Source organism: Bradyrhizobium pachyrhizi, assembly GCF_029714545.1.
Lineage (GTDB): Bacteria > Pseudomonadota > Alphaproteobacteria > Rhizobiales > Xanthobacteraceae > Bradyrhizobium > Bradyrhizobium pachyrhizi.
The window spans coordinates 3,854,494-3,875,920 of the sequence record NZ_CP121667.1 but is presented as its reverse complement, the minus strand read 5'-3'; the positions used below and the strand labels follow the sequence as shown (position 1 = coordinate 3,875,920).

Here is a 21,427-nt window from a genome sequence, read left to right as displayed (position 1 = left end):
CTCCTCCGTCTGCCCAGCGAACCTTGTGCTCGCCGTTGCGGAGGCGCCTCAGCATTTTTCGTGCCAGCACAATTGCTCTTGCAGCGCGACGCAGGATGCGGGGAGCCCGTCGGGAAACTTGCCCCGATCAAGACGGTGCCCGTCGCGCCAATTGGATGACCCAGCGCGATCGAACCTCCATTGACGTTGATCTTGTTTCGATCGATCCGCAGGTCGCGGATGTACTTCTCCACGGCGACGGCGAACGCCTCGTTGACCTCGAACAGGTCAATATCATCGCGCGTCAGTCCGGCCCTGGCGAGCACCTTGCGGGTTGCGGGAAGAATATCCGCGGCCGGCGCGACAATCTGCACAGTCGGAAGCGCTTCGTCGCGCACCATGCTCGCGCTGCCTGTAGTGAGATTTTTCTTGATCTCCGCGTGCACACGTCGTGCACACGTGGCCATCTAACCAACTGAAAACCTTGAACTCTCGCTCCAGTCCATCATCGGGGCAACGGAAAATTTCCATGTCATCTCAATTGCGTAGCCGCAACATCGGTTCAATGCAACATGATGTTTCGGAGCGCTGCCCGGCGGAAACAGGCCCGGCCCAACCAAAATATCGAAAACAACCCCATGCAAAGCAGCTTCGCCCTTGCAAGGAGCCCAGCGCAGAGGCGGTCAGGATTGTATCGGCTACCCGGGAAGTCGACAGATATCCGGATGCAGCAGCGGCGCCTCCTTGATCCAGATTTTCGCGCCCTGCGGGCCCACGGTCGCTTTCAGGTCGACGCCGCTGGGTAGCCGACCCCAGCCCTGCGGCTGCAGCGTCTCGCCCCCGATCGTTAGTCCCCCCGATAGAACAAAGAACTCGAGCCCGCGCGCGTTCGCAAGGCTGATGACTTCACCCGGCCGCCAGTCTTCAAGGCGGACCTCTTCGTGGCCGTCGTCAAACAGCACGCTGACGCTGCTTGCACCGGGGCGCGGCGCAACGTGTTGGCCCTCACCTGGCTGACGCACGACCTGGGTCCGGTCCTCGTCCCGGAACTGCCAGAGCCGCACGAAGATGGTGCAGCCGTCCTTCGAGGCGGGAACATGTGACGTCCCTGGAGGGTTGCGGAAGTAGCTGCCCGCGGGGTAGTCGCCATGCTCATCCTGAAAGGTACCTTCAAGGACGACAATCTCTTCTCCACCCCCATGCGTATGATGCGGGAACGCGCTACCGGGAGTATAACGCACGATCGAGGTCGCGCGCGCGACTTCGCCGCCAATGCGGAACAGCATGCGCCGATCCACGCCGGCCGACGGACTGGCCACCCAGTCCAGCTTCGAGGCGTGAACGATAACGGGCTTCGACAGATCATCGTTGATGCGCATCGTTACTCTCCCTCAGGCGGCGCCATCCGAAACCCACCGCTTCGCCATTTCGGATCTCTTGACCAGTGCAGGTCCCAAACCAGGACACGTTCAGATCCCCGCGAGCGGAACGCCACTCGCCACATTCTGCGGTCGTCGTGACGCGATCAGCCGCCGCGCCTCGTCGGCTCGACCACTGCGTAGCAAGGCGCAGGTCACGGAATATTCCAGCAGGTCGCGCTGGGCGCGGCTGCCTCCAACCCTTTCATGAGTTGCCAGGACGGGCCTTAGCTCATCGACGACCCGTGTCCAGTCGCCCTTGGCCAAACCATCGAAGCCGCGCGCGATGGGCACCACCATGTCCGCGGCGGGTCCCTTCGGGTTCTCGATGATCCTCGCCAAGGCCTCCGCATCGCCAGCCATTGCAAAGGCAAGCGCGCTGTGCATGTCGGCAAAGATGATCCCCGAATTGGGAAACCACTTCGCCGCATACTGGCTGATCTCGCTCCAGAGTTCCGGATATCGCGGCTCGCCCGCCATCTCGGCGCGCGCAAGGAACGAGGCGCAATCCGTGAGGACATTGATTTGCGGCCCCCACGAACCGCCCGGATGCAGCGCCTCACGATAGATCTTCCAGGCTTGATCCCGCCTGCCGGTCTCCAGCGACCACAGGGCAAGATGCCAACTGATATGGCAATGCAGTTGCCCCTCGCGTGGGTAGGCGGCGTTCCATTGCTCGAGATAAACCAGCCCCTCCTCGCGCTGTCCCTGCTCATAGAACAGATGGGCCTTGATATGCGCAGCGTGAGCGTTGCGGGGACAACCACGAAGTGCGGTCTCGATATTCCTGAAACCACTGTCGAGCCTGTGCAGCTCGATTTCGGCAAACGCGAGCACGGTTCGAAACCACCAGTCATCGCCATAATGGGTTGCAAGCGGCTCCAGCATCGCCAGTTGCTCAACCTCGCGGCCGGACTTGCCCGAGAAGCCGATCAAGCCGAAGACACCGGTGGCCGGTGCCAGCACCATGGCATCGCGCGGCCAGTGCTTCATATGTTCGGCGATCGCCGAAACCGCCGCAGCGCCTTGACCACTCAGGATCTTGGCAAAGATCGCAATATGACCTTGCTCACGCGAAGTCGTAGCCGGCGCTAGCGCGATCGCGCGTTCGAGCGGCGCTTTGACTTCGTTGCCGCGACCGAGCAGTTGCAGGGTTCGCGCAAGCGCGATGTACGCCAGAGCGAAACCTTCGTCGGCGGCGATCGCGTCGCGGAATGCCTGGTCAATTCCCGATCCGGCCGCGAGCAGCTTGTCGACGCCGGCGACATATGCGTCGCGGGCGGCGGCAGAGCTTGTGCTCAAGGGGTTACCGTACCGGTCTTCAAGAACGCGCACCCGATTTCCCATCGAACTCTCGGTCATTTTGATGACACTCCCTCCATGGAAACCTGCTTGGCCTTGGCTTGCCGCCGGCGGCGCTCATCACCCAGCTTGAGCAGCCGCTCTCGATCCGCTGGATTTACTCTTCCATACCGGGGCCGCCAAAGGGAACCCTCCTCATTCCACGCAAATGGCGCTTTCACGGTCGTTCGCGGCGCCGTCGCCGTGTCAAAAAGGGCGAGCGCCTGGCGCATGATTTCGCGCTGCATGTCCGGTCGCCAGGGATGCCCGCAAGGATTGCCCAGCGGGAAATCCGTGAAATAGAACCGTGGCACGCCGCAGTGCTCCACGACATCCTGCGCCGAGCCGACAATGACCGTCGGAATGCCGTTCGCTTCCAGATGCCGGGCCACCAAGCTTACGGTCTGATGACACACGGGGCAAAGGGGGCAAAGGATCGCAGCATCAGCCCCGTCTTTTCGAACCCGTGCCAGGATTTCAGGTGCATCCTCCGCGTTCGTTTTCCGTTGGCTGTATTCTGTCGGCACGCCGTGAAAGTGCCGGGTCAGTCCGACGAGGGCACCTTCGCCGACCAATCCGAAAGCGGCTTCTACCGGCAAGAAGCTGCCCGGATCATTGGTGTGGGTCGACTCCTTGTCCCACGCAACATTGTCGGTAAACAGCTTCCCGGGCGGCGGCGAAACCACACCCGACCATACCCGTTTGACGCCGTCAAAATCCGGCGGACTGGCCGTGGTAATCAGTGCGATACGCAGGTCCGATGATGGTTTGGCAGGTTTGGTGAAAGGGACATCATCAAAGGTCGCCCAGACATAGTCGTTGTCGTAACCAAGGGCACGGTAATATTGGCGCGTTCGCTCCATATATTGAACTGGAGTTTCCGCTACGCTCATGTGGATTCTCCTCGAGACGCTAGCTTGGTCGTGCGGCCGGGCCGGTATGAAAAGCCGATGAGTGCCAGCAACGCGCCGAGCAGTGGTGCGCACGACAGCATCAGGACGGTCGACCAGCCGAAGGACGACAGCAGCCCGCCCGAAAGGAAGGAGCCGACGGTCATCGTGCCGAAGACCACGAAATCATTGAGCGACTGAACGCGCGCCTTTTCCTCGGGACGATGGCACTCCAGGATCATCGCGGAGGCGCCGATGAAGCTGAAGTTCCAGCCGATCCCGAGCAGGCTCAGCGTCGCCCAGAAATGCACGACATCGATCCCGAGCAGGCCCACCGACGAAGAGGCCGCAATCAATACCAGCCCGACCGCGACGATCGCGGATGCGCCGAAGCGCGTGATCAGGCGGCCGGTCCAGAAACTCGGGGCGTACATCGCGATGACGTGCCACTGCAGACCGAGATTGGCCGATTCCTGAGGCAGCCCGCAGAGCTTCATCGCCAGCGGAGCTGCGGTCATGAGGAAATTCATGAGCAGGTAGGAGACGACCCCGCAGATCACGGCCAGGATAAAGCGCGGCTGCCGGGCAATGACAGCGAGCGGCCTTCCGGCGTTGAGATGCATTGCAGTCCGCGGAGGAAGCTCAACGCCCGCCAGAATGACCGCGGAGAGCGCGGCAACGACCGCCTGGCCGACAAACGTCGCAGCAAAGAGGTACGGCGCCCACAGATTCATGGTGTGCGTCACAAGCTGTGGACCGATCACACCGGCGAACACACCGCCAGCCATCACGGCCGAGAGCGCGCGCGGACGCCGTTCAGGCGCTGCGCAATCGGCCGCCGCAAAGCGGAACGAGAGCACCACGGCCGCATAGACGCCGCCAAAGAAGGTCCCTGCGCAGAATAGCGGGAATGACGCGTTGAGTACGGCAAGGAGCGCAATCAAGCCCGCGAGGACGCCGCTGCCTGCACCGAGCAGGAATGTCGCGCGCCGGCCATAGCGCTGCGCGACAGCGCCCGCCGGCAGCGTGCACATGGCCATGCCGACGACAAAAACCGAGACCGGCAGCGTCGCAAGTGCCTTGGTGGGCGCCAGCATGTCGCCGACCACGGCCCCGGTTGCGTAGACGACCGTGGAATTGGCGCCTGCGAGGGCCTGGGCGACAGCCAGCCTTGCGACATTGCTGCGCTCTCGGCGAATGGCGGTCGGCGCCTCATGGCTGGGAACGGGAAAATTGAAGTTCACGCTGCGGCTTGCTCCGCCGTTAGATGTCCGTCGACGGGACGTCGCCGATCGGACCGGTGGCCGGTCCAGGGCCGTGGATCACCGCGTCGGAGTTAAGGAGAAATCGCTGGACTTTTCCTTCTACAGATTGCCAATTTATGTAGATGAAACGTCACATTTCGCCAGGGAACGCCGGCTGGAAGACGGTCGATGCCCCGCAGGGCCTCGGATCACCGAAGCCTTTGATCGTTCGGGTGCAGTCTCTTCCCGCGAGGAGCTACTTCGCCGAACACAGTCACAGCTGGAATCAGCTGGTCTACGCGATCTCAGGCGCGCTCACCGTGAAGGCGGATGGACGGCGCGTCGTCATTTCTCCGGAACAGGCCGTCTGGCTGCCGGCCGGTACGAAGCATTCGGTCGGCTCGCTGATGGGAGCGGAATTCCGGAGCCTCTGGGTCGCCAATGCTGCCAGCCAAGGCATGACTTCGGGCACGACCGTCATCCATGTGTCCCCGCTCCTGCGGACGCTCATCGTGGAAGCCGCGTCGCTGAAAAGCGAGGATCGTCGCTACGCCGCTCGCGTTATCGCGCTCATCCTCGATCAGTTGCGGCGGGCGACGCCGATCTCGGCAGCGTTACCTTGGCCGACCCACCCAGGCCTGCTGGCGCTCTGTGAAACCCTCTACGCCGATCCAGCGGATACGCGCCACGCCGAGAGATGGGGGCGTGAGATCGGCATGTCGCCGCGAACCTTGACGCGGCACTTCGAGCGCGAAGTCGGCATGAGCTTGCGCGCATGGCGTCAGCGTCTCCGCCTGCTCAAGGCTATCGAATTGTTGGGCAGCGACCTGCCGATCACGGAGATCGCGTTGCGGCTGGGTTACTCATCGGCCTCCGCATTCATATTCATGTTTCGCTCTGAAATGCGCGTTAGCCCCCTGCAACATCGACGCAGTCTGGGCCATGCTGCCAGCAGAGGGGCACCATCAAGGCGTCGATCCGGACCTCAATATCCGACCCGCCGAGCGCGCTGACCCTTCAGCCGTAAGGACTCGTTGGAAAACCGTGGTTCATCGGAAGAAAGCGGAAATGAGCGGCGGGGAGCGACTCGAACTCGACGCTCATTTTTGTCCGCAGTTTGCACACGGACAACGCTGTCCGCAACGCTTCATCTTGTGTAAACTCTCACGGCATCCCGATCGATTTGGGAGAACGACAATGAAAGTCTTCTTGCTCGCCTGCGTGACCGCCGTCGTCGTGTCGGCAATCGGGGCCCTGGCGCTGAACCGGGTGCAAGAACCGGTCGCACAGGCCTTTGCAACGACGGGCGTACGGCTGTAGCAATTTCGCGTTCAACGGCTGCGCGTCCCGCCTACTCCGCCGCGGTGACGGAGGGCTGGGGTCGCGCATCGCGCGCATTCTCTTCTTCAAGCCAGAGGTTGTGGTGCTCCCTGGCCCAATTGACATCGACGGTGCCGCTTCCCATCGCCTCGAACGCGCCTTCCATGCCGATCGTGCCGATATAGATGTGCGCCAGCATCACCGCCGTGAAGAGCATCGCCACGATGGAGTGGACGATCTGCGCGAGCTGCATCCCTTCGATGCCTGACAGGTAGAAGGGGAACATCAGCGCATATCCCGTCGCTGCCACCAGACCTCCGCCGATGACCACGATCCAGTAGATCGCCTTCTGGCCGGCGTTGAAACGATAGGCCGGCGGATGATCGTGCCCGACGATCCCGCCGCCGCGCTTGATCCAATCGACATCCACCTTGTTCGGGATATTGCCCGCGATCCACATCAGGAAAATCAGCACGACGCCGATGGTGAACGGGAAGCTGAGATAGTTATGAACATATTTCGCCCATTGCGACCATTCGGAAAACGCCTCGTGGCCGATCAACGGCAGCAGCAATGGACGTCCAAAAGTGACGTTCAACCCCGAGATCGCCAGAATGATGAAGCAAGTCGCCGTCATCCAGTGCACGAAGCGCTCGAATGCGGAAAAGCGCACGATGGTCCGGCCGGAACGACCGCTCTGCAGCCGCACCATCCCGCGGCTGAGATAGAAGATGACCAGCGCCGCGAGCATGCCAAGTATGGCGATGCCCCCGATCCAGCGCAGCGTCACGTTCCGGAACTCGCGCCATTCACGGCCGGCCGGCTGTTCGAGAACGCCCGAGCGCTGGTCGGGAATGCTGACGCGTCCCTGCACCCGGTTCAGTTCCTGCAGGAGCTGTTGCTCCTTGACCGCGCTTGCAGTCGGGTTGACCTGCTGGGCTACGGACGGGGAAGCCGCGGAGACGAGCAGCAGGAGTCCAGCCACGCCAAGGACGAGCCGAACAAATCGTGCAAAACACGCCATAAGGTCCTCCCGATATCGACGCGACCCGCGCCAGGTCGTCGTCAGGACTCGATCGTCTCGCGATAGGCGGTCTTCCAGCCCCATGCGCCTGAGCCGTAGCCGCGCTTCAGCACGCGCTCTTTATAGATCTGGGCAATTATCTCGCCGTCGCCGGCGAGCAGCGACTTGGTCGAGCACATCTCCGCGCACAGTGGCAGCTTGCCTTCGGCAAGCCGGTTCGCGCCGTATTTCTCGTACTCTTCCTTGCTGCCATCGGCCTCGGGGCCGCCAGCACAATAGGTGCATTTGTCCATTTTCCCGCGCGAGCCGAAATTTCCGACCTTCGGATATTGCGGCGCGCCGAACGGACAGGCGTAGAAGCAGTAGCCGCAGCCGATGCAGAGATCCTTGGAGTGCAGAACCACGCCGTCGGCGGTGGTATAGAAACAATTCACCGGGCACACCGCCGCACAGGGCGCGTCCGTGCAGTGCATGCAGGCCATCGAGACCGAGCGTTCGCCCGGCTTGCCGTCGGCGATGGTGACGACCCGGCGGCGGTTGATGCCCCAGGGCACCTCGTGCTCGTTCTTGCAAGCCGTGACGCAGGCGTTGCACTCGATGCAACGGTCGGCGTCGCAGAGAAATTTCATACGTGCCATCGTCGTTGCTCCCTTATGCCGCCGCGATCTGGCAGAGAGTGACCTTGGGCTCCTGCATGCCCGTCGCGGGATCGTATCCGTAGGTGGTGATCGTGTTCGCGCTTTCGCCGAGCACGATCGGATCGGTGCCCTTCGGGTAGTTGCCGCGAAGATCCTTGCCCGCAAGCCAGCCGCCGAAATGGAAGGGCATCCATGCAACGCCCTTGCCGACCCGCTCGGTGACGAGCGCCTTCATCCTTGCCCTGGAATTGTTCTCGGCGCCGGTGACCCAGACCCAGCCACCGTCCTTGACACCGCGATCGGCGGCATCGGCAGGATTGATCTCGATGAACATGTCCTGCTGCAACTCGGCAAGCCACGGGTTCGTGCGCGTCTCCTCGCCGCCGCCCTCATATTCGACCAGACGGCCCGACGAGAGGATCAGCGGAAACTGCTTTGCAATGCCCTTCTCCACTGCGGCCTTCTGCACCGAGAATCCGATATTGGGCATCCGGAACTGCTTGGCGTCGGGCAGTGTCGGGTATTTGGCGACGAGATCGACGCGTGGCGTATAGATCGGCTCGCGGTGGACCGGGATCGGATCCGGCAAGCCGAAGGCATTCATGCGCGCCTTGCCGTTGCCGTAAGGTACGCAGCCGTGCGCCAGCGCGACGCGCTGAACGCCGCCCGACAGATCGAGCGACCACGACACCGTGTCCGGATTGGCCGGATTGATCTTGTTGATCACGGCCATTTCCGCTTCGGTGAGCTCGCTGTCCCAGCCGAGCTTCTTCAGGCTCGCCAGCGTGAATTCCGGATAGCCGTCCTGGATTCCCGACCCCAATGAATAGGAGCCGTCCGCGAGCAGGCTTACCTTCCGCGTCGTGCCGTCCGGCAGCTTCTCCTCGCGCTCGACGCCGAACCGCGGCCGGAACGTGCCGCCGCCGTCCATCACGTGCAGATTGGTGTTGTAGAGCAGCGGCGTGCCGGGGTGCTTGACCTCGGGTGATCCCCAGCACGGCCAAGGCAGGCCGTAATAGTCGCCGCCAACCTCGGGATCGTCCTTCGGCGCCCGCATCGTCAGCATGTCGAACTTCGCCTGGTTCTTCATGTGCGCCTTGAGGCGCTCGGGCGATTGTCCGCAATAGCCGGTCGACCAGCTGCCGCGGTTCATCTCGCGCAGCACGTCCTCGGCCTCGGGCAGGTTGTTCTCGACTTTGATCTTCTTGAACATCTGATCGGCGAAGCCGAGCTTCTTCGCCATCAGATAGATGATTTCGAGATCGTCCTTCGACTCGAAGATCGGCTTCACGATCTGCTCGCCCCATTGCAGCGATCGGTTGGAAGCGACGCGCGAGCCCTTGCACTCGAACTGGGTGGCGACCGGGAGAATGTAGACGCCTTCCGTGCGTCCCGCCTCGACCGCGAGCGAGGCCCAGGTCGTCGGATGCGGATCGGCGATGACGAGCAGCTCGAGCGCCTTCAGGCCGTTGAGGGATTCAGGGATACGGGTGATGCTGTTGGAGGCGTGGCCCTGCACGAACACCGCCTTCACGTTGTCCTTCTGGGCAACCTGCTCCTTCGGCAACGTCACCGCTTCGAACCAGCGGGTCAGCGGAATGCCGGGGGTTTCCATGATTTGCTTGGAATCGAACCGCGACTTCAGGAAGTCATAGTCGACCTCCCAGACCCGCGACCAGTGCTTCCAGGCGCCTTCGGCGAGGCCGTAGTAGAACGGCAGCGTGACGATATCGAGCCCGACATCGGTCGCGCCCTGTACGTTGTCGTGGCCTCGGAAGATGTTGGCGCCGGCGCCGGCCTTGCCGACATTGCCGGTCATCAGCAGGGCGATGCAGCTCGCCCGCACATTGGCGGTGCCGACGGTCTTCTGCGTCTGGCCCATGGCCCAGATCAGCGTTGCCGGCTTCTCGGTAGCGAACATCTTGGCGACGCGCTTGAGCTGCTCGCCGGGAATGCCGGTGACGCGCTCGACTTCCTCAGGAGGCCATTTCTCGACCTCCTTCTTGAGGTCGTCGAAACCGTAGACGCGCTGCCGGATGAACTCCTTGTCCTCCCAGCCGTTCTGCAGGATGTGCCACATCATGCCGTAGAGCACCGGGATGTCGGTGCCCGGCCGCATCCGCACATATTCGGTCGCGTGTGCGGCCGTGCGCGTCAGGCGCGGGTCGATCACGATGAAGTTGGCCTTTTGCAGCTCCTTGCCCTCGAGCAGATGCTGCAGCGAGACCGGATGCGCCTCGGCCGGATTGCCACCCAGGATGACCTGCGTCTTCGCATTGCGGATGTCGTTGTAGCTGTTGGTCATCGCGCCGTAGCCCCAGGTGTTGGCGACGCCGGTGACGGTGGTTGAATGGCAGATGCGGGCCTGGTGATCGGTATTGTTGGTGCCCCAGAACGCGCCGAGCTTGCGGAACAGGTAGGCGCCTTCATTGGTCATCTTGGCCGAGCCGAGCCAATAGACGGAATCGGGACCCGACTTCTCACGGACAGCCTGAATCCTGTCGCCGATCTCATTGATTGCGGTGTCCCAGGAGACGCGGGTCCACTGCCCGCCCACCAGCTTCATCGGATAGCGCAGCCGCCGCTCGCTGTGCACGAGCTCACGCACGGAGGCGCCCTTGGCGCAATGCGAGCCGCGATTGATCGGCGAATCCCAGCTCGGCTCCTGGCCGATCCATACCTCGTTCAAGACCTCGGCCGTCACCGTGCACCCAACCGAGCAATGCGTGCAGATGCTCTTGCGGACGGTCGCACCCGCCGTGAGCGGACCGGCCGCCGCGGCTTCCGCCTTGCGCACGCTGCCGAGCGGCAAGGTGCCGAACGCGGCAAGCGCGCCGCCGGCAAGACCGGATTTGCGCAGGAAGCTGCGGCGGTCGAGGCCACCGGCCTGATCTGCAGGGGAGCTGGCGGCGGAACCCTGGCGCGGGGAACGCTGGTTTGTTCGCTTGATCAGCACGGTCAACCTCCCTTGGCCGGATAACGATTGACGCGGTAGAAGGCCTTGACGTGATCGGTTTCCTTGTAGCGCGCCTTGCGCTTCTCATCGTTCGTTTCGCTGTCAGCCTGCGCAGAGCCGACCAGCGGCGTTGCGAGGGTCGCGCCGGCGCCCACCGTGCCGACGCCGACCTTGCGCAGGAAATCGCGGCGCCCGACTGTAGTCCTGTCTTCACTCATCGCATCTCTCCTGGACCCGCGGATGCGGGTCAGTTCGCGAACGTGAATGCTTCTGTCTCGATCTCGATAAAGGCGCGACCAAGCGCACCGACCGCACGATAGAAGACGGCGCTCTCCGCGCGCTCGATGTCGACGAACAGCCGCCCCATCCACGGCGCGACGTGTTTGCCGAAGAAGGCGCGCTGCGTGTCGAACGGCGCCGGGAAACGCCCTCCCGCGAAGCCTGCCATGATCTCGCACAGGATCGCCGCGTGATCTTCCGGCTCGGAATTGTTCGCGATGCGCTCGATCCCGGACGCAGCGAGGTCGGCGCGCAGACGCGACAGCGGCCGCTCGTTGAGAAAGCCGGTGAGATAATAGGAGGCGTAGGGCAAGAGTTCGCCGCGGCCGAGACCTGTGAACAGATCGAAATATTCGCGTTCGACCTTCGCCGCGACTGCATTGGCGGCGGATTCGACCAGCGCGGCATGCGCGCGCCCAAGCGGCGTCGCATCGGCGGTCAATGCAGCCAGTTGATCGAGCAGTTTCTTCGATGGTGCGGCGGACAACAGTGTCGCGAGCAGCAGATATTCCTGCGCACGCGCGACATCGACAGAATCGATCGGCGCTTCGGAGAGGAGCGGCTCGCCGTACAGATCAGGCCGCAAATTATCGCGCGATATGCCTGTGGCGGCTTCGACAGCGATCACCCGTTGCGCGGGCACCTTGCTCCAGTTCGAAACAGAGGGCTGGCTGATCCCGATTTTGCGCGCAAGCTCTGCAACGCCGCCGGCGGCGTCAATGGCTCGCTCAAGGCCAGCATCGCGCACGTGGACCTCCATCCAAGTCCCGGGTGCTGATTTTGCTTTTCTTACAAAGCGCTAGCGAAGCCTAGTCCCGGCCCAACGGGGGGTCAATCAGCTCGCATAGTCTGAAGCTATGGCCTTTCGTCGCGGTCCCTAGCGAGGCAGCGCACTGCCATGCGTGCGGCGCTCAACCGACACCTGCTCGCCGTCGGAGCTTTCGGCGAGCGTTCGTTGCGTTGCAGCAGGATCAGGTGCAGATCCCGTGGTCGCGGCTTCTTCGGTGGCGATGCCCGGCAACTCGACCTCGCGCAATTCCTGCGACGAATCCGCGACTTCAACCGAACGCGCAGGCGGCGCCTCGGCCGGCTTGCCGAGGCCGCCGACGATCCTGTCGATGAGCGCGGTGAGCTCAGCCTCGGAGCAATCCAGCGGGCCAAAGCCCGGCATCGCGGCCGGATCGTTGAAGTCCCAGGCGTTCTCGGCAAGCCCGACAAAGTCGCGAATGACGGGATCGGCGCTCCAGGCGCGACGAAGCGCCGCACGCGTCAGCTCCTGCGGAATTCCCTTGCGCAGGAACGCCGTGATGTCGGTCGCCGACGTAATCGAGTCAAGCGAAGGCAGGCTCGAAAGGTCGAATTCCGCGTCATCATCGTTCACGGCAGGCGGCGGCATCGACTGCATGTCGTCGCACATTGCCGGGTCCGGTTGCGTGGCGTTCGCCTTTGCCTCCTGCTTGCGGCGGGACCAGCGCGCCAGGAACTTGTCCTCACTCATTCGTGTCCGCCTTCATGCTGCCGGCGCGCGAGCGCCTCCGGATCGGCCTGCCGTCGCTTGCGCTTGAAGAACTCCCGTTCGACGTGGTGCTCGGCAATGAAGCTTTCAATCTGCTCACGCAGCATCTCCGGCATGGGAACGGCCTCGACCAGGTTCGCACCGGCCTCCGTGAACGCCTCGCCCTCCGAAGGATCGGCGGTCGCGGCAGCCACCGAATAGGGCCAGGCGCCTTCCGCCGGCGACAAGACGGTCCAGATGGACGGACTGCCCGAGGCGAGATTGTCGCGATAGCGCGCCGTCTCGGAACCATAGAGATCGACCGTGGCGCTGCCGGCATAAAACAGCGTCGTCCCATTCTCCTCGCGAAGCACCGTCCAGGGTTTGGTGTCCGGCTCGTCAGGCAGCACGGCAACCGCGCGCCAGACGAAGTCGATCCACGGCGAGTCCGCCTGGTGCCGCTCGACCACAACGCCGACGGGGACGCGCACAAGCGGCAGCGCAGCCGGGCTCATGTCGCCATCTCCAGATGTTTGACCGGCAGCCCCGTCAGCAAATTCTGCGGCTTCATCCGGAGCTTCTGATCGGCGTTCATCGACAGAATGAGATAGACCGGCTCGCCCCGCGTCTCGTCTGCGGCCGCGCTCGTTTCCGCAAACGTCAGGCGGAACAAGGAGAGCACACGTCCGGCGCTGCGGTCGTCGAGCTGCTCGCCATGCCAGAGACGGTCGCCGAGCCTGGTCGCGTCGGCGTCGAGCCCGACATACCAGGTGAGACGTGCATCACGCAGCTCGCGCAGCGGCTCAATGCTGACGTCGATCCCGAGCAGATGGGAGATCCAGCGCGCCATCGCCTGCGCCAGCGCTGCCGGCCCGCGGCCGCCTGCGGTGAGGTCGAATGCCATGTCGAACTGATCGCTCCGGCGCCAGTAGTCGCCGGCATTGTCCTCGCGCAAGACGTCGAGCTCGGCATCGGTCACCGCCCCCAGCATCGACATCAGGGAGAGCACCGGGGTCGGAGTCTGTCCACCGACGACCTCTTCATCGCCGAGCAGCAGGGCCTGCTCCTGCGGCAGGATGCGCTGCGGGCGGAAGAACAACTCGGCTGCGCGCAGCACGAACGGATCATCGCAGCCATCGAGCGCATTGCGCAGGATCACGTGTACAAGCTGATTGACGAACAGCGGCGGCAAATCGTTCGTCCCGGACCGGACGGTTGCAAGATAGGCCTGCTCCAGCGTCGGATGCCGCACGAGGAGATCGCGGAAGGCAAGCACGAGCCGCCAGTTCTCCCGGGCATCCGCATCGACAATCGCATCGATTTCTTCCGCGCCGACCGGCCTGCGGGGACCCGCGAGCAGCGCGCGGTGCAGCCGCCGCTCGACCGGGCATGCTTCGTCCGGCGGAATCAGCTCCGGACGAGCAAAATAGGCCTTCAGGAACTCGTCGGTGACGCAAAGCCCGCCGCTCTCGTCGCGATCGAGCAGATGGTGGCCACACGCGATCCAGAAATCATTCATCGGTGCCGCGGCTCCCCGCTCATATCGGCAGGCTTGAGATCACCGTCAGGCTCGACATCGTCTTCGACTTCCATGAACGAAAACGCCTTGCTGTGTCCCTGACCCTGGCGCAGTTGCAGCCTGCGGAACGACTCCCGGACTTCGCCGTCGCTCACCGAACGGTGAACGGCAATGAGCGAGCTGACCGGATGGTTGCAGAGCGACTGCACGAAGGCGACCTCCTCTTCCGCCGCCGCCCGCGCGGTCGCCAGATCCGGCGCACCGAAGCGATCGACGAGCTGCCTGGCGAGGCGGTCGATCAGCGCGCTGCAATCGTTCTCGGTGGCAGGCACAATCTGCGCCAGCGTCGACCAGCCCCAGGACTGCACCCCGAGGAAGCCACTGCGGAACGCGACGCGAGCCTTGCCGGTCAGCTTCGTCGGATCCTGATCGCAGAAGCGGAAGGCACCGGAGACGGCCCATTCGCCAGGCTCGGCCGCCACATCGAATACGAAGGTGTCGGAGGGATCGAGCGCGATGCTGCGGAGCAGTTTCACAGCCGCGGCCCTCCGAGCTTCGGATCGAACCAGGACGGCGTTCCGAGCGCCTTGACAAGTACGCTGCGTTCAATCCTGTCGGCACCAATGCGGCGCGTGAGGAGATCGCCGCCGTCATCGATCCGCAGCACGGTTCGCCGCTCGTGGGGAACCCGGCTGAGATAATCGCGCGCGAGGCCGCCAAAGCCGTCGGTCTGCCAGCTATCGATCGCCCGCATCAGGTGCCGGGCAAAGCTCTCGGTCACCTGCACGGCTCCCGCTTCGCCAAACCCCTCCTCATCCAGCGCGGACGCGAGCGGATGGACGCCCGGTCCCTGATCGGCCATTGCGACCGTCCTGATCATGGCGCCGAACACCAGCCAGGCAGGCGGCTCGTCCTCGTGCGCGGACCTCGGCCATCCCATCCGTCCGCCGCCGACCAGCCCACCGTCGATCACGATGGTGTCGGGCCAGCCGATCGCGACCGTCTTGTGCGGCGGCGCATAGGCGCGCAGAGCGTCGGTGAGCGCGACCATGCCCGCATAGAAGGCGCGCCGCGCGGTGGCCAAGGGCTCGCCCGGCTCGAGCACCACGGCGAATTCGGCAAGATCGAACCGGCCGACGCACACCAGCGTGCCGGCACCGCCTTTAGGTGCAATGCGGCAAGCGTGAGCAAAGGCGTCTCCGCTCTCACGCAACCGGACGAGCGTGAATGGCGGCGGCAGATGGATCGCTTCCGCCACGGAGACCCGGCTGGTTCGGGTCGACCGCAAGGTCCTCCACTTTCCTTTTCTTCCCGATAGTGAATATCTATACGAGGTGAAGGAATGGCGCGAGTCCGTAAGACGGCGCCGCACCCGCGGAGGGATCGACCTGGAGCAGCCAGCGAAGACCGTCCTGATCTGCTCGTGTGAAGACACGATGCGCCCTGACGTGGCCGCGATCCAGCGTGGATGTCCCAACTGCGAGATCAGGAGCCATCGTCATCTCTGCGGGGCGGAGCTCGAACATTTCCGCAACGCCGCGAAAGCCGACGGCCCGCTGACCGTCGCCTGCACACAGCAGGCCGGCCAGTTCACCAATGAGATGGGCGAACGAGCTGGCCCGATCAGCTTCGTCAACATCCGCGAGACGGCAGGCTGGTCGCGCGACGGCGCGAAGGCGGGCCCGAAGATGGCGGCACTGCTTGCGGCGGCGGCGGTTCCCGCGCCGGACTATCCGCTGGTCACATTGTCGAGCGATGGCATCATCCTGATCTATGGGCGCGACGAGGCCGCGATCGAGGCCGGCCGGCTGCTGGCGGACCATCTCGACGTCACGGTCATGCTCAGGAAGCCGGCGGACGTCGTGCCGCCTGCCGCGGCCGTGTTCCCGATCGTGAAGGGCACGATCCGCAATGCATGGGGCCATTTTGGCGGCTTCGAGCTCACGATCGACGACTACGCCCAGCCGCGCCCATCCTCGCGCGCCCGGTTCGTGTTCGACGGCCCGCGCAACGGCGCGATCTCGCGCTGCGATCTCGTGCTCGACGTCTCCGGCGAGCCGCCTCTGTTTCCCGCACACGATCTGCGGGACGGCTATCTCCGCGCGGATCCGAGAGATCCTGCGGCCGTGCTGCGTGCGGTGCTTGCGGCCCGCGATCTCGTCGGAAGCTTCGACAAGCCGAGATATGTCGACTTCACGCCCAGTCTGTGCGCGCATTCCCGCTCGAAGCTGACCGGATGTCATCGTTGCCTCGATTTGTGCCCGACCGGCGCGATCACGCCGGACGGCGACCATGTCGCAGTCAACGCGGAGGTGTGCGCAGGCTGCGGGCAATGCGCGGCCGCCTGCCCCACGGGAGCGGCATCCTACGCGCTGCCACCCGCCGATACCCAGTTGCAGATCCTCCGCGCCATGTTGCGCGCCTATCGCGAGGCCGGCGGAACGCATCCGGTCCTGCTGCTGCATGACAGCCAGCACGGCACGCCGCTGATCGATGCGCTCGCCCGCCATGGCGACGGATTGCCGGCCAATGTGCTTCCGCTCGCCGTCAACGAGCTGACGCAGATCGGCCTGGAAGCCATCATCGGGGCCTTCGCCTATGGCGCAGCTGCCGTGCGGCTCCTGCTGCGCGCCAAGCCACGACACGACGTGACCGGTTCGTTGCAGACGATCCGGATGGCCGAGACCATTCTCGCCGGACTCGGATTTGACGGCCGCCGCGTGAGCACGATCGAAACCGACGATCCCGACACTCTGGCCGAGCAACTGACGGGGATTGGCCCCCTAGCCGGTCTCGATAATCCCGCGACTTTCCTGACGGTCGGCAAGCGCGGCGATCTGCTTCGCTTCGGCTTGAGCGAACTGCATCGCCTCGCCCCCAAGCCGGTTGACGTGATCGCCTTGCCCGAGGGGGCACCGATCGGTGCGATCACCGTCGACATCGGCGGATGCACGCTGTGCCTGTCCTGCGTTTCGGCCTGCCCAACCGGCGCGCTCCGCGCCGATCCGGACCGCCCCGTCCTCAAATTCGTGGAAGACGCCTGCGTGCAGTGCGGCTTGTGTCAGAGCACCTGTCCTGAAAAAGTCATCAGGCTCACCCCGCAGATCGATTTCCGGGCAAGACGCGCGCCGGCGCGGGTGATCAAGGAAGAAGAACCGGCCCTGTGTGTTCGCTGTGGCACGCCGTTCGGCGTCAAGAGCACGATCGATCGGATCGCGACCAAACTCGAGGGACGGCATTGGATGTACCCTGCCGGGGACCGCCGGACCGAGGCCTTGCGGATGTGCGCCGATTGCCGGGTCATTGTCATGAGCGAACAACAGTTCGATCCGATCCAGGACGTGCCGGAACGCGCGCCACCACGGACGACGGATGACTACCTGCGTCAACGCGAGAACAAGGACTAGCCGCATGCCTCGATTCATGAAGGTTCTGTCGACGAGCCTTGTCACCACCGTCCTTGGCGGCACAGCCGTCGAGGCCGCCACGCTTACCAAAGCCGAAAAGGTTGCACTCAAGCAGGCGGTCGTCGCCTGCAGGGCCGAGGCGAAGGGCAAGAAGATCAAGTGGCTGTCCCGCCGCAAATACGTCAACCAGTGCGTCGTGGCGGCGCTCAAGGAACATCCCAGCATTAATATCGCTCACATGCTCAAGGAGAACCCGGAGCTGACGAAGATCCCAGTGGAGCAATGGCCGGGATATTAGAGCCTCATATCGCGGCGTGACGCCTTGAGGACGCCGCGAGGCGGCTAGCGCCAACGCGGGCTATCTCGACGTCGCCCGCGCCAGGAAGTCCGTGAGCGCGCGGCGATCTTCGGCCGAGCCGATCTGCTGCTCCGGCATCTTCGTGCCGGGCGTATAGGCGTTCGGCCCGATCTCGAACAATTTTGAGACGGTCTCCGGCGTCCAGACGATGTCCATCGTCTTGAGTGCGTCGGAGAAGCGATAGCCCGGCAGCGAGGCGATCTTCCGACCGAACAGTCCGGCAAGCGTCGGACCGGCACGCTGCACCTCCGTCTCCGACAATGTGTGGCAGGCGACGCAGGCCCTGAAGACTTCGGCGCCGTGGTCGCCGGCAAAGCCGGCGAGCGGGTCCCCCGGCGTGCCCACCACGTTCGATCCGGCCGCCGCGCCGGTCAGTGCATTCCAGCGCCTGATCTTGCCGTCGGCGCCGCCGGTCAGGAGCGTCACGCCATCGGGCAGGAATGCCACCGACCAAGCCGGCCCGCCCAGCCCGGCGAGCGTGCGTAGCACGCTGCGCGCCTTGCGATCGACGATCGCCACCGTGCCGTCAATGGCCGCCGCGGCGATCAAGGCGCCGTCATGCGAGACCGCCAGGGCGACGATCGGCGTGGCACCGGCCATGACCTCGCCGCTTGCCTTGCCGTCGGCGGACATCATGCGCAGCTTTCCGTCCGCTGCGCCGGTGACGATTTCGCCGTCAGGCGAGATGGCCACGGCATTCAGCGGCAACGGCACCGTGACGACCTCGGCGCTGCCGTCCGGCAGGCGCCAGATCCGCACCGTCAGATCGTAGCCCACGCTCACCAGCGATTGTCCGTCGGGGGCAAAGGCCACGCCATTCACGTTTTGCGAGTGTCCTTGCAGCACGCGCGAGCTCCCGTCGGACAACGACGAGAGCCGCACGGTATGGTCCCACGAGGCGGATGCGAGCCTCGATGCATCGGGCGAAACGGCGAGCCCGACGATGGGTCCCGTATGGTCTGCGAAGACCCGGTCCGGCTGCGGCCGGCCCGACGTCCAGATCGCAATCCGGCCGTCCGCACCCGCCGTTGCCATTCTTCCATCGCCGAGGAAGGCGACCGCATTCACCGCACCCGAATGGAAGCGAAGCACCTGCTCCGCAGACTCGGTTGCCAGCGACCATCGGATCGCCGCAGTGTCGAAGCTGCCCGACAGAACCGTCCTGCCGTCGCCTGAAACGGCGATCGCGCGGACAGGTCCGCCGTGTCCGGCCAATTGCGCTTGCGCGGGTTGCAGCGCAAGAAGCAACGATGCCGTCACAAGGAACGTAGCGAGGCGCAAAATCAAATCCATGGCCGTCGGAGACACTCGCAGCGAAGCCCTGGGCCATTCTGCCCGTTTTTGCTGCCCGGCCAAAGTGCGCCCCTGGCGTCCATCGGCCCCGCCGGCGATCGTTCTGGAAATCTGGCGTGTCCGTGGGCGACGGGCTTGGTCCCTGGCAACAACGTGCCCATTTCACCAGTAATCAACAAGGGAGCTCGTATTCGGTTCGGGGGTGCGACAAGCGGCGCCTTGAAGGGCGGCCCATGCGGTCCCAGTCTTGGTAAAGGCGCCTCACAATCGAGGGCGAACATGCAAATACATCCGAAAGCATATCTGCAGTTCATCTCGCGCTTTTGGCACTTTCGCGTATTACCGCCGCGAGATCGCAATCCCGCCACCCGGGACGCGTCGCCACTGCTGATCTACATCGTCGCCGTCTTAGCGCTCCTTCTGGCAATCCTGATAGTCGATCGCCACCGTGCGCCGTTTCAATTCCCGGGACATGTCGGCGATCCCGCGGGGATCAACCCGATCTTCATGAGCTTTTGAAACACAGCCCGCGAGGGGACGGTCGTGCACGCGGACAAATCGTCCGACGCGTCGGGCCGTTCAACGCCAGACGATTTCCGGCCCGCTCGCCCCGAACCGCAATGCGTTCGGATGCGACGGCACCATTTCTCTCTATTGCTGAGTTCCCCTCGGAAACACCAGCGATCGATCGTCGAAATCTTCGACCGGCAGTTTGTCTTGTTCTTGCACAGCGGGCATCCCCGCCGCTGACGTGTGGCTGACGGACGATGGATGCGATCTCGGGACATTCGTCGCAGCCAGAAAAAGCGCGAGGGCGGTAAGGCCGGCGATCATCAGGAGCTTCACGCGAACCTCCGTTGGTTCTGAGAAATTCCTGACTAGTGCAGGACTCGACGTCCCCCTGTGAGATCGCTCACAACTCTCCTTTTGTTGATCATCGCTGGAGCCGATGCCCTCCGGCTCCAGCTCTCCCCAACGCGCCTATGGCAAATCCTTCGGGCGCGGCCACAAGCCGCCTTCGGACCAGGATTCAGATTCATCGGGCGACAACGGATCTGCGCCACCGCCGGTTCGTGCGGGATCGACATTGAGCCATCGGCGCAATTCGAGCTTGCCGATCTGGTTGCGATGAACCTCGTCGGGGCCGTCGGCCAGTCGCAACAAGCGAGTCGTCGCGAGTGCTGCCGAAAGGAAATGGTCGTTGTTGGTGCCGCCTCCCCCGAACGCCTGGATCGCCCAGTCAACAATGGTCTGCGCCATGTTCGGCGCAACGACCTTGATCATCGCGATTTCCTGCCGCGCTGCCTTGTTGCCAACCGTGTCCATCATGTAGGCAGCTCTGAGCGTCAGCAGCCGCGCCTGGTCGATCTTCATGCGCGCTTCGGCCACGCGCTCGAGCGTCACGGTTTGCTCGGCGAGAGGCTTGCCGAAGGCGACGCGTTTCAGCGCGCGCCGGCACATGCGCTCGAGCACGCGCTCGGAGAGGCCGATCAATCGCATGCAATGATGAACGCGTCCGGGTCCCAGCCGCCCCTGCGCGATCTCGAACCCACGCCCCTCACCGAGCAGCATGTTGGCGGCCGGCACGCGTACATTGGTGAATATCACCTCGGATGCACGATCCGGTACGCCGTAGAAGCCGAGCACGGGCAGCGAACGGACGACATGAACGCCGGGCGTCTCCTTCGGCACGAGGATCATCGACTGACGCTTGTGGCGATCCGGATTCTGCGGATCCGTCTGCCCCATGAAGATGATGATCTTGCATCGCGGATCGGTGGCGCCGGTGGTGTACCATTTGCGACCGTTGATCACGTAATCGTCGCCATCACGGACGATCGAGCTGGCCACATTGGTCGCGTCAGACGAGGCAACGTCGGGCTCCGTCATCGCAAAGGAAGAACGGATCTCGCCGGCCAGCAAGGGCTTCAGCCAGCTTTCCTTCTGCGCCTCCGTACCGTAGCGCAGGATGGTCTCCATGTTGCCCGTGTCAGGAGCACTGCAATTGAAGACCTCGGGAGCAAGATGCGAACGCCCCATGATCTCGCATAGCGGGGCATATTCGAGATTGGTCAGCCCGTCCTCGTGAGCGGGCAGAAACAGGTTCCACAGGTCGGCCTGTTGTGCGCGCGGCTTCAGTTCCTCGACAACCGGGTGCACAGCCCAGGGTCCGAGCCGCTCGGCCTCCTGATAGTATCGGCGCTCATTCGGGTAGATGTGCTCCATCATGAAGCGCTGGAGACCCGCGGCCAGTTGCTGGCTGCGC

General features: G+C 63.9%; 22 protein-coding genes and 1 pseudogene. 5 read left to right on the top strand and 18 right to left on the bottom strand.

From position 1 onward, the window contains the following. Positions 1–122: 122 nt before the first annotated feature. From QA639_RS17700 to QA639_RS17680, 5 genes and pseudogenes are all read right to left on the bottom strand, one after another. Positions 123–323: pseudogene (locus tag QA639_RS17700) on the bottom strand (acetyl-CoA C-acyltransferase); the annotation flags it as partial. Between the two features lie 354 nt (positions 324–677). Further along, positions 678–1,358 carry a cupin domain-containing protein gene (locus tag QA639_RS17695; protein WP_283090339.1) on the bottom strand — a complete coding sequence of 227 codons (681 nt, stop codon included), beginning with the start codon at positions 1,356–1,358 and terminating at the stop codon, positions 678–680. 90 nt (positions 1,359–1,448) lie between these two features. After that, complete coding sequence (locus QA639_RS17690; RefSeq protein WP_283090338.1) at positions 1,449–2,759, bottom strand: tetratricopeptide repeat protein; 1,311 nt, start codon at positions 2,757–2,759, stop codon at positions 1,449–1,451. Continuing rightward, positions 2,756–3,631, bottom strand: a complete 876-nt coding sequence (locus QA639_RS17685) for a hypothetical protein (protein ID WP_157341819.1) — start codon at positions 3,629–3,631, stop codon at positions 2,756–2,758. The genes QA639_RS17690 and QA639_RS17685 overlap by 4 nt, the downstream gene beginning before the upstream one ends. Continuing rightward, positions 3,628–4,872, bottom strand: coding sequence for an MFS transporter (locus QA639_RS17680; protein WP_428841164.1), 1,245 nt, complete (start codon positions 4,870–4,872; stop codon positions 3,628–3,630). Before QA639_RS17680 ends, QA639_RS17685 begins: the two co-directional genes overlap by 4 nt. Before the next feature lie 143 nt (positions 4,873–5,015). Between QA639_RS17680 and QA639_RS17675 the strand changes: the two genes are divergently transcribed. Both QA639_RS17675 and QA639_RS17670 read left to right on the top strand, forming a co-directional pair. After that, positions 5,016–5,885 (top strand): AraC family transcriptional regulator, encoded by an 870-nt coding sequence (locus QA639_RS17675; protein WP_051376139.1) that lies wholly within the window; start codon positions 5,016–5,018, stop codon positions 5,883–5,885. 184 nt (positions 5,886–6,069) lie between these two features. Next, positions 6,070–6,192, top strand: coding sequence for a hypothetical protein (locus QA639_RS17670; protein WP_283090337.1), 123 nt, complete (start codon positions 6,070–6,072; stop codon positions 6,190–6,192). Positions 6,193–6,223: 31 nt separating this feature from the next. On the opposite strand, the gene QA639_RS17665 is transcribed toward QA639_RS17670, so the two are convergent. The 10 genes from QA639_RS17665 to QA639_RS17620 form a co-directional block, all read right to left on the bottom strand. After that, a complete protein-coding gene (locus tag QA639_RS17665) occupies positions 6,224–7,216 on the bottom strand; it encodes a formate dehydrogenase subunit gamma (protein ID WP_028334132.1) in 993 nt (330 codons plus the stop codon). A 41-nt stretch (positions 7,217–7,257) separates the two neighbouring features. After that, on the bottom strand, positions 7,258–7,854 hold the full coding sequence (fdh3B, locus tag QA639_RS17660) for a formate dehydrogenase FDH3 subunit beta (protein ID WP_011088224.1): 597 nt from the start codon (positions 7,852–7,854) through the stop codon (positions 7,258–7,260). Positions 7,855–7,867: 13 nt separating this feature from the next. Further along, positions 7,868–10,810, bottom strand: coding sequence for a formate dehydrogenase subunit alpha (locus QA639_RS17655; RefSeq protein WP_283090336.1), 2,943 nt, complete (start codon positions 10,808–10,810; stop codon positions 7,868–7,870). 2 nt (positions 10,811–10,812) lie between these two features. Then, a complete protein-coding gene (locus QA639_RS17650) occupies positions 10,813–11,028 on the bottom strand; it encodes a twin-arginine translocation signal domain-containing protein (RefSeq protein WP_157341823.1) in 216 nt (71 codons plus the stop codon). A gap of 29 nt (positions 11,029–11,057) precedes the next feature. Further along, the gene (locus QA639_RS17645) at positions 11,058–11,837 is read right to left on the bottom strand and encodes a Cro/CI family transcriptional regulator (protein ID WP_283090335.1); all 780 of its coding nucleotides are present in this window, start codon (positions 11,835–11,837) and stop codon (positions 11,058–11,060) included. A 129-nt stretch (positions 11,838–11,966) separates the two neighbouring features. Then, positions 11,967–12,587, bottom strand: coding sequence for a DUF3306 domain-containing protein (locus QA639_RS17640; protein ID WP_157341827.1), 621 nt, complete (start codon positions 12,585–12,587; stop codon positions 11,967–11,969). Next, positions 12,584–13,099, bottom strand: coding sequence for a DUF3305 domain-containing protein (locus QA639_RS17635; RefSeq protein WP_157341829.1), 516 nt, complete (start codon positions 13,097–13,099; stop codon positions 12,584–12,586). Before QA639_RS17635 ends, QA639_RS17640 begins: the two co-directional genes overlap by 4 nt. Further along, positions 13,096–14,103 (bottom strand): DUF6352 family protein, encoded by a 1,008-nt coding sequence (locus tag QA639_RS17630; protein ID WP_157341831.1) that lies wholly within the window; start codon positions 14,101–14,103, stop codon positions 13,096–13,098. Before QA639_RS17630 ends, QA639_RS17635 begins: the two co-directional genes overlap by 4 nt. After that, entirely contained in the window at positions 14,100–14,639 is a 540-nt protein-coding gene (locus tag QA639_RS17625; protein WP_283090334.1) for a DUF6505 family protein, read from the bottom strand. The genes QA639_RS17630 and QA639_RS17625 overlap by 4 nt, the downstream gene beginning before the upstream one ends. Further along, positions 14,636–15,391, bottom strand: a complete 756-nt coding sequence (locus tag QA639_RS17620; RefSeq protein WP_283090333.1) for a biotin/lipoate--protein ligase family protein — start codon at positions 15,389–15,391, stop codon at positions 14,636–14,638. The genes QA639_RS17625 and QA639_RS17620 overlap by 4 nt, the downstream gene beginning before the upstream one ends. A 148-nt stretch (positions 15,392–15,539) precedes the next feature. On the opposite strand from QA639_RS17620, the gene QA639_RS17615 reads away from it, so the two are divergent. Then, positions 15,540–17,510: a 4Fe-4S binding protein gene (locus QA639_RS17615; protein WP_157341834.1), complete on the top strand. Its 1,971-nt coding sequence runs from the start codon at positions 15,540–15,542 to the stop codon at positions 17,508–17,510. Positions 17,511–17,514: 4 nt separating this feature from the next. Further along, positions 17,515–17,808 carry a hypothetical protein gene (locus QA639_RS17610; protein ID WP_283090332.1) on the top strand — a complete coding sequence of 98 codons (294 nt, stop codon included), beginning with the start codon at positions 17,515–17,517 and terminating at the stop codon, positions 17,806–17,808. A gap of 60 nt (positions 17,809–17,868) precedes the next feature. Here the strand turns inward: QA639_RS17610 and QA639_RS17605 are convergent, their stop codons facing one another. Further along, positions 17,869–19,161: a c-type cytochrome gene (locus tag QA639_RS17605; protein WP_198400112.1), complete on the bottom strand. Its 1,293-nt coding sequence runs from the start codon at positions 19,159–19,161 to the stop codon at positions 17,869–17,871. A gap of 279 nt (positions 19,162–19,440) precedes the next feature. On the opposite strand from QA639_RS17605, the gene QA639_RS17600 reads away from it, so the two are divergent. Beyond that, positions 19,441–19,680 (top strand): hypothetical protein, encoded by a 240-nt coding sequence (locus QA639_RS17600; RefSeq protein WP_028334120.1) that lies wholly within the window; start codon positions 19,441–19,443, stop codon positions 19,678–19,680. A gap of 132 nt (positions 19,681–19,812) precedes the next feature. On the opposite strand, the gene QA639_RS17595 is transcribed toward QA639_RS17600, so the two are convergent. Next, entirely contained in the window at positions 19,813–20,007 is a 195-nt protein-coding gene (locus QA639_RS17595; RefSeq protein ID WP_050386250.1) for a hypothetical protein, read from the bottom strand. Positions 20,008–20,142: 135 nt separating this feature from the next. Beyond that, entirely contained in the window at positions 20,143–21,390 is a 1,248-nt protein-coding gene (locus QA639_RS17590; protein ID WP_283090595.1) for an acyl-CoA dehydrogenase family protein, read from the bottom strand. Between the last annotated feature and the right edge of the window lie 37 nt (positions 21,391–21,427).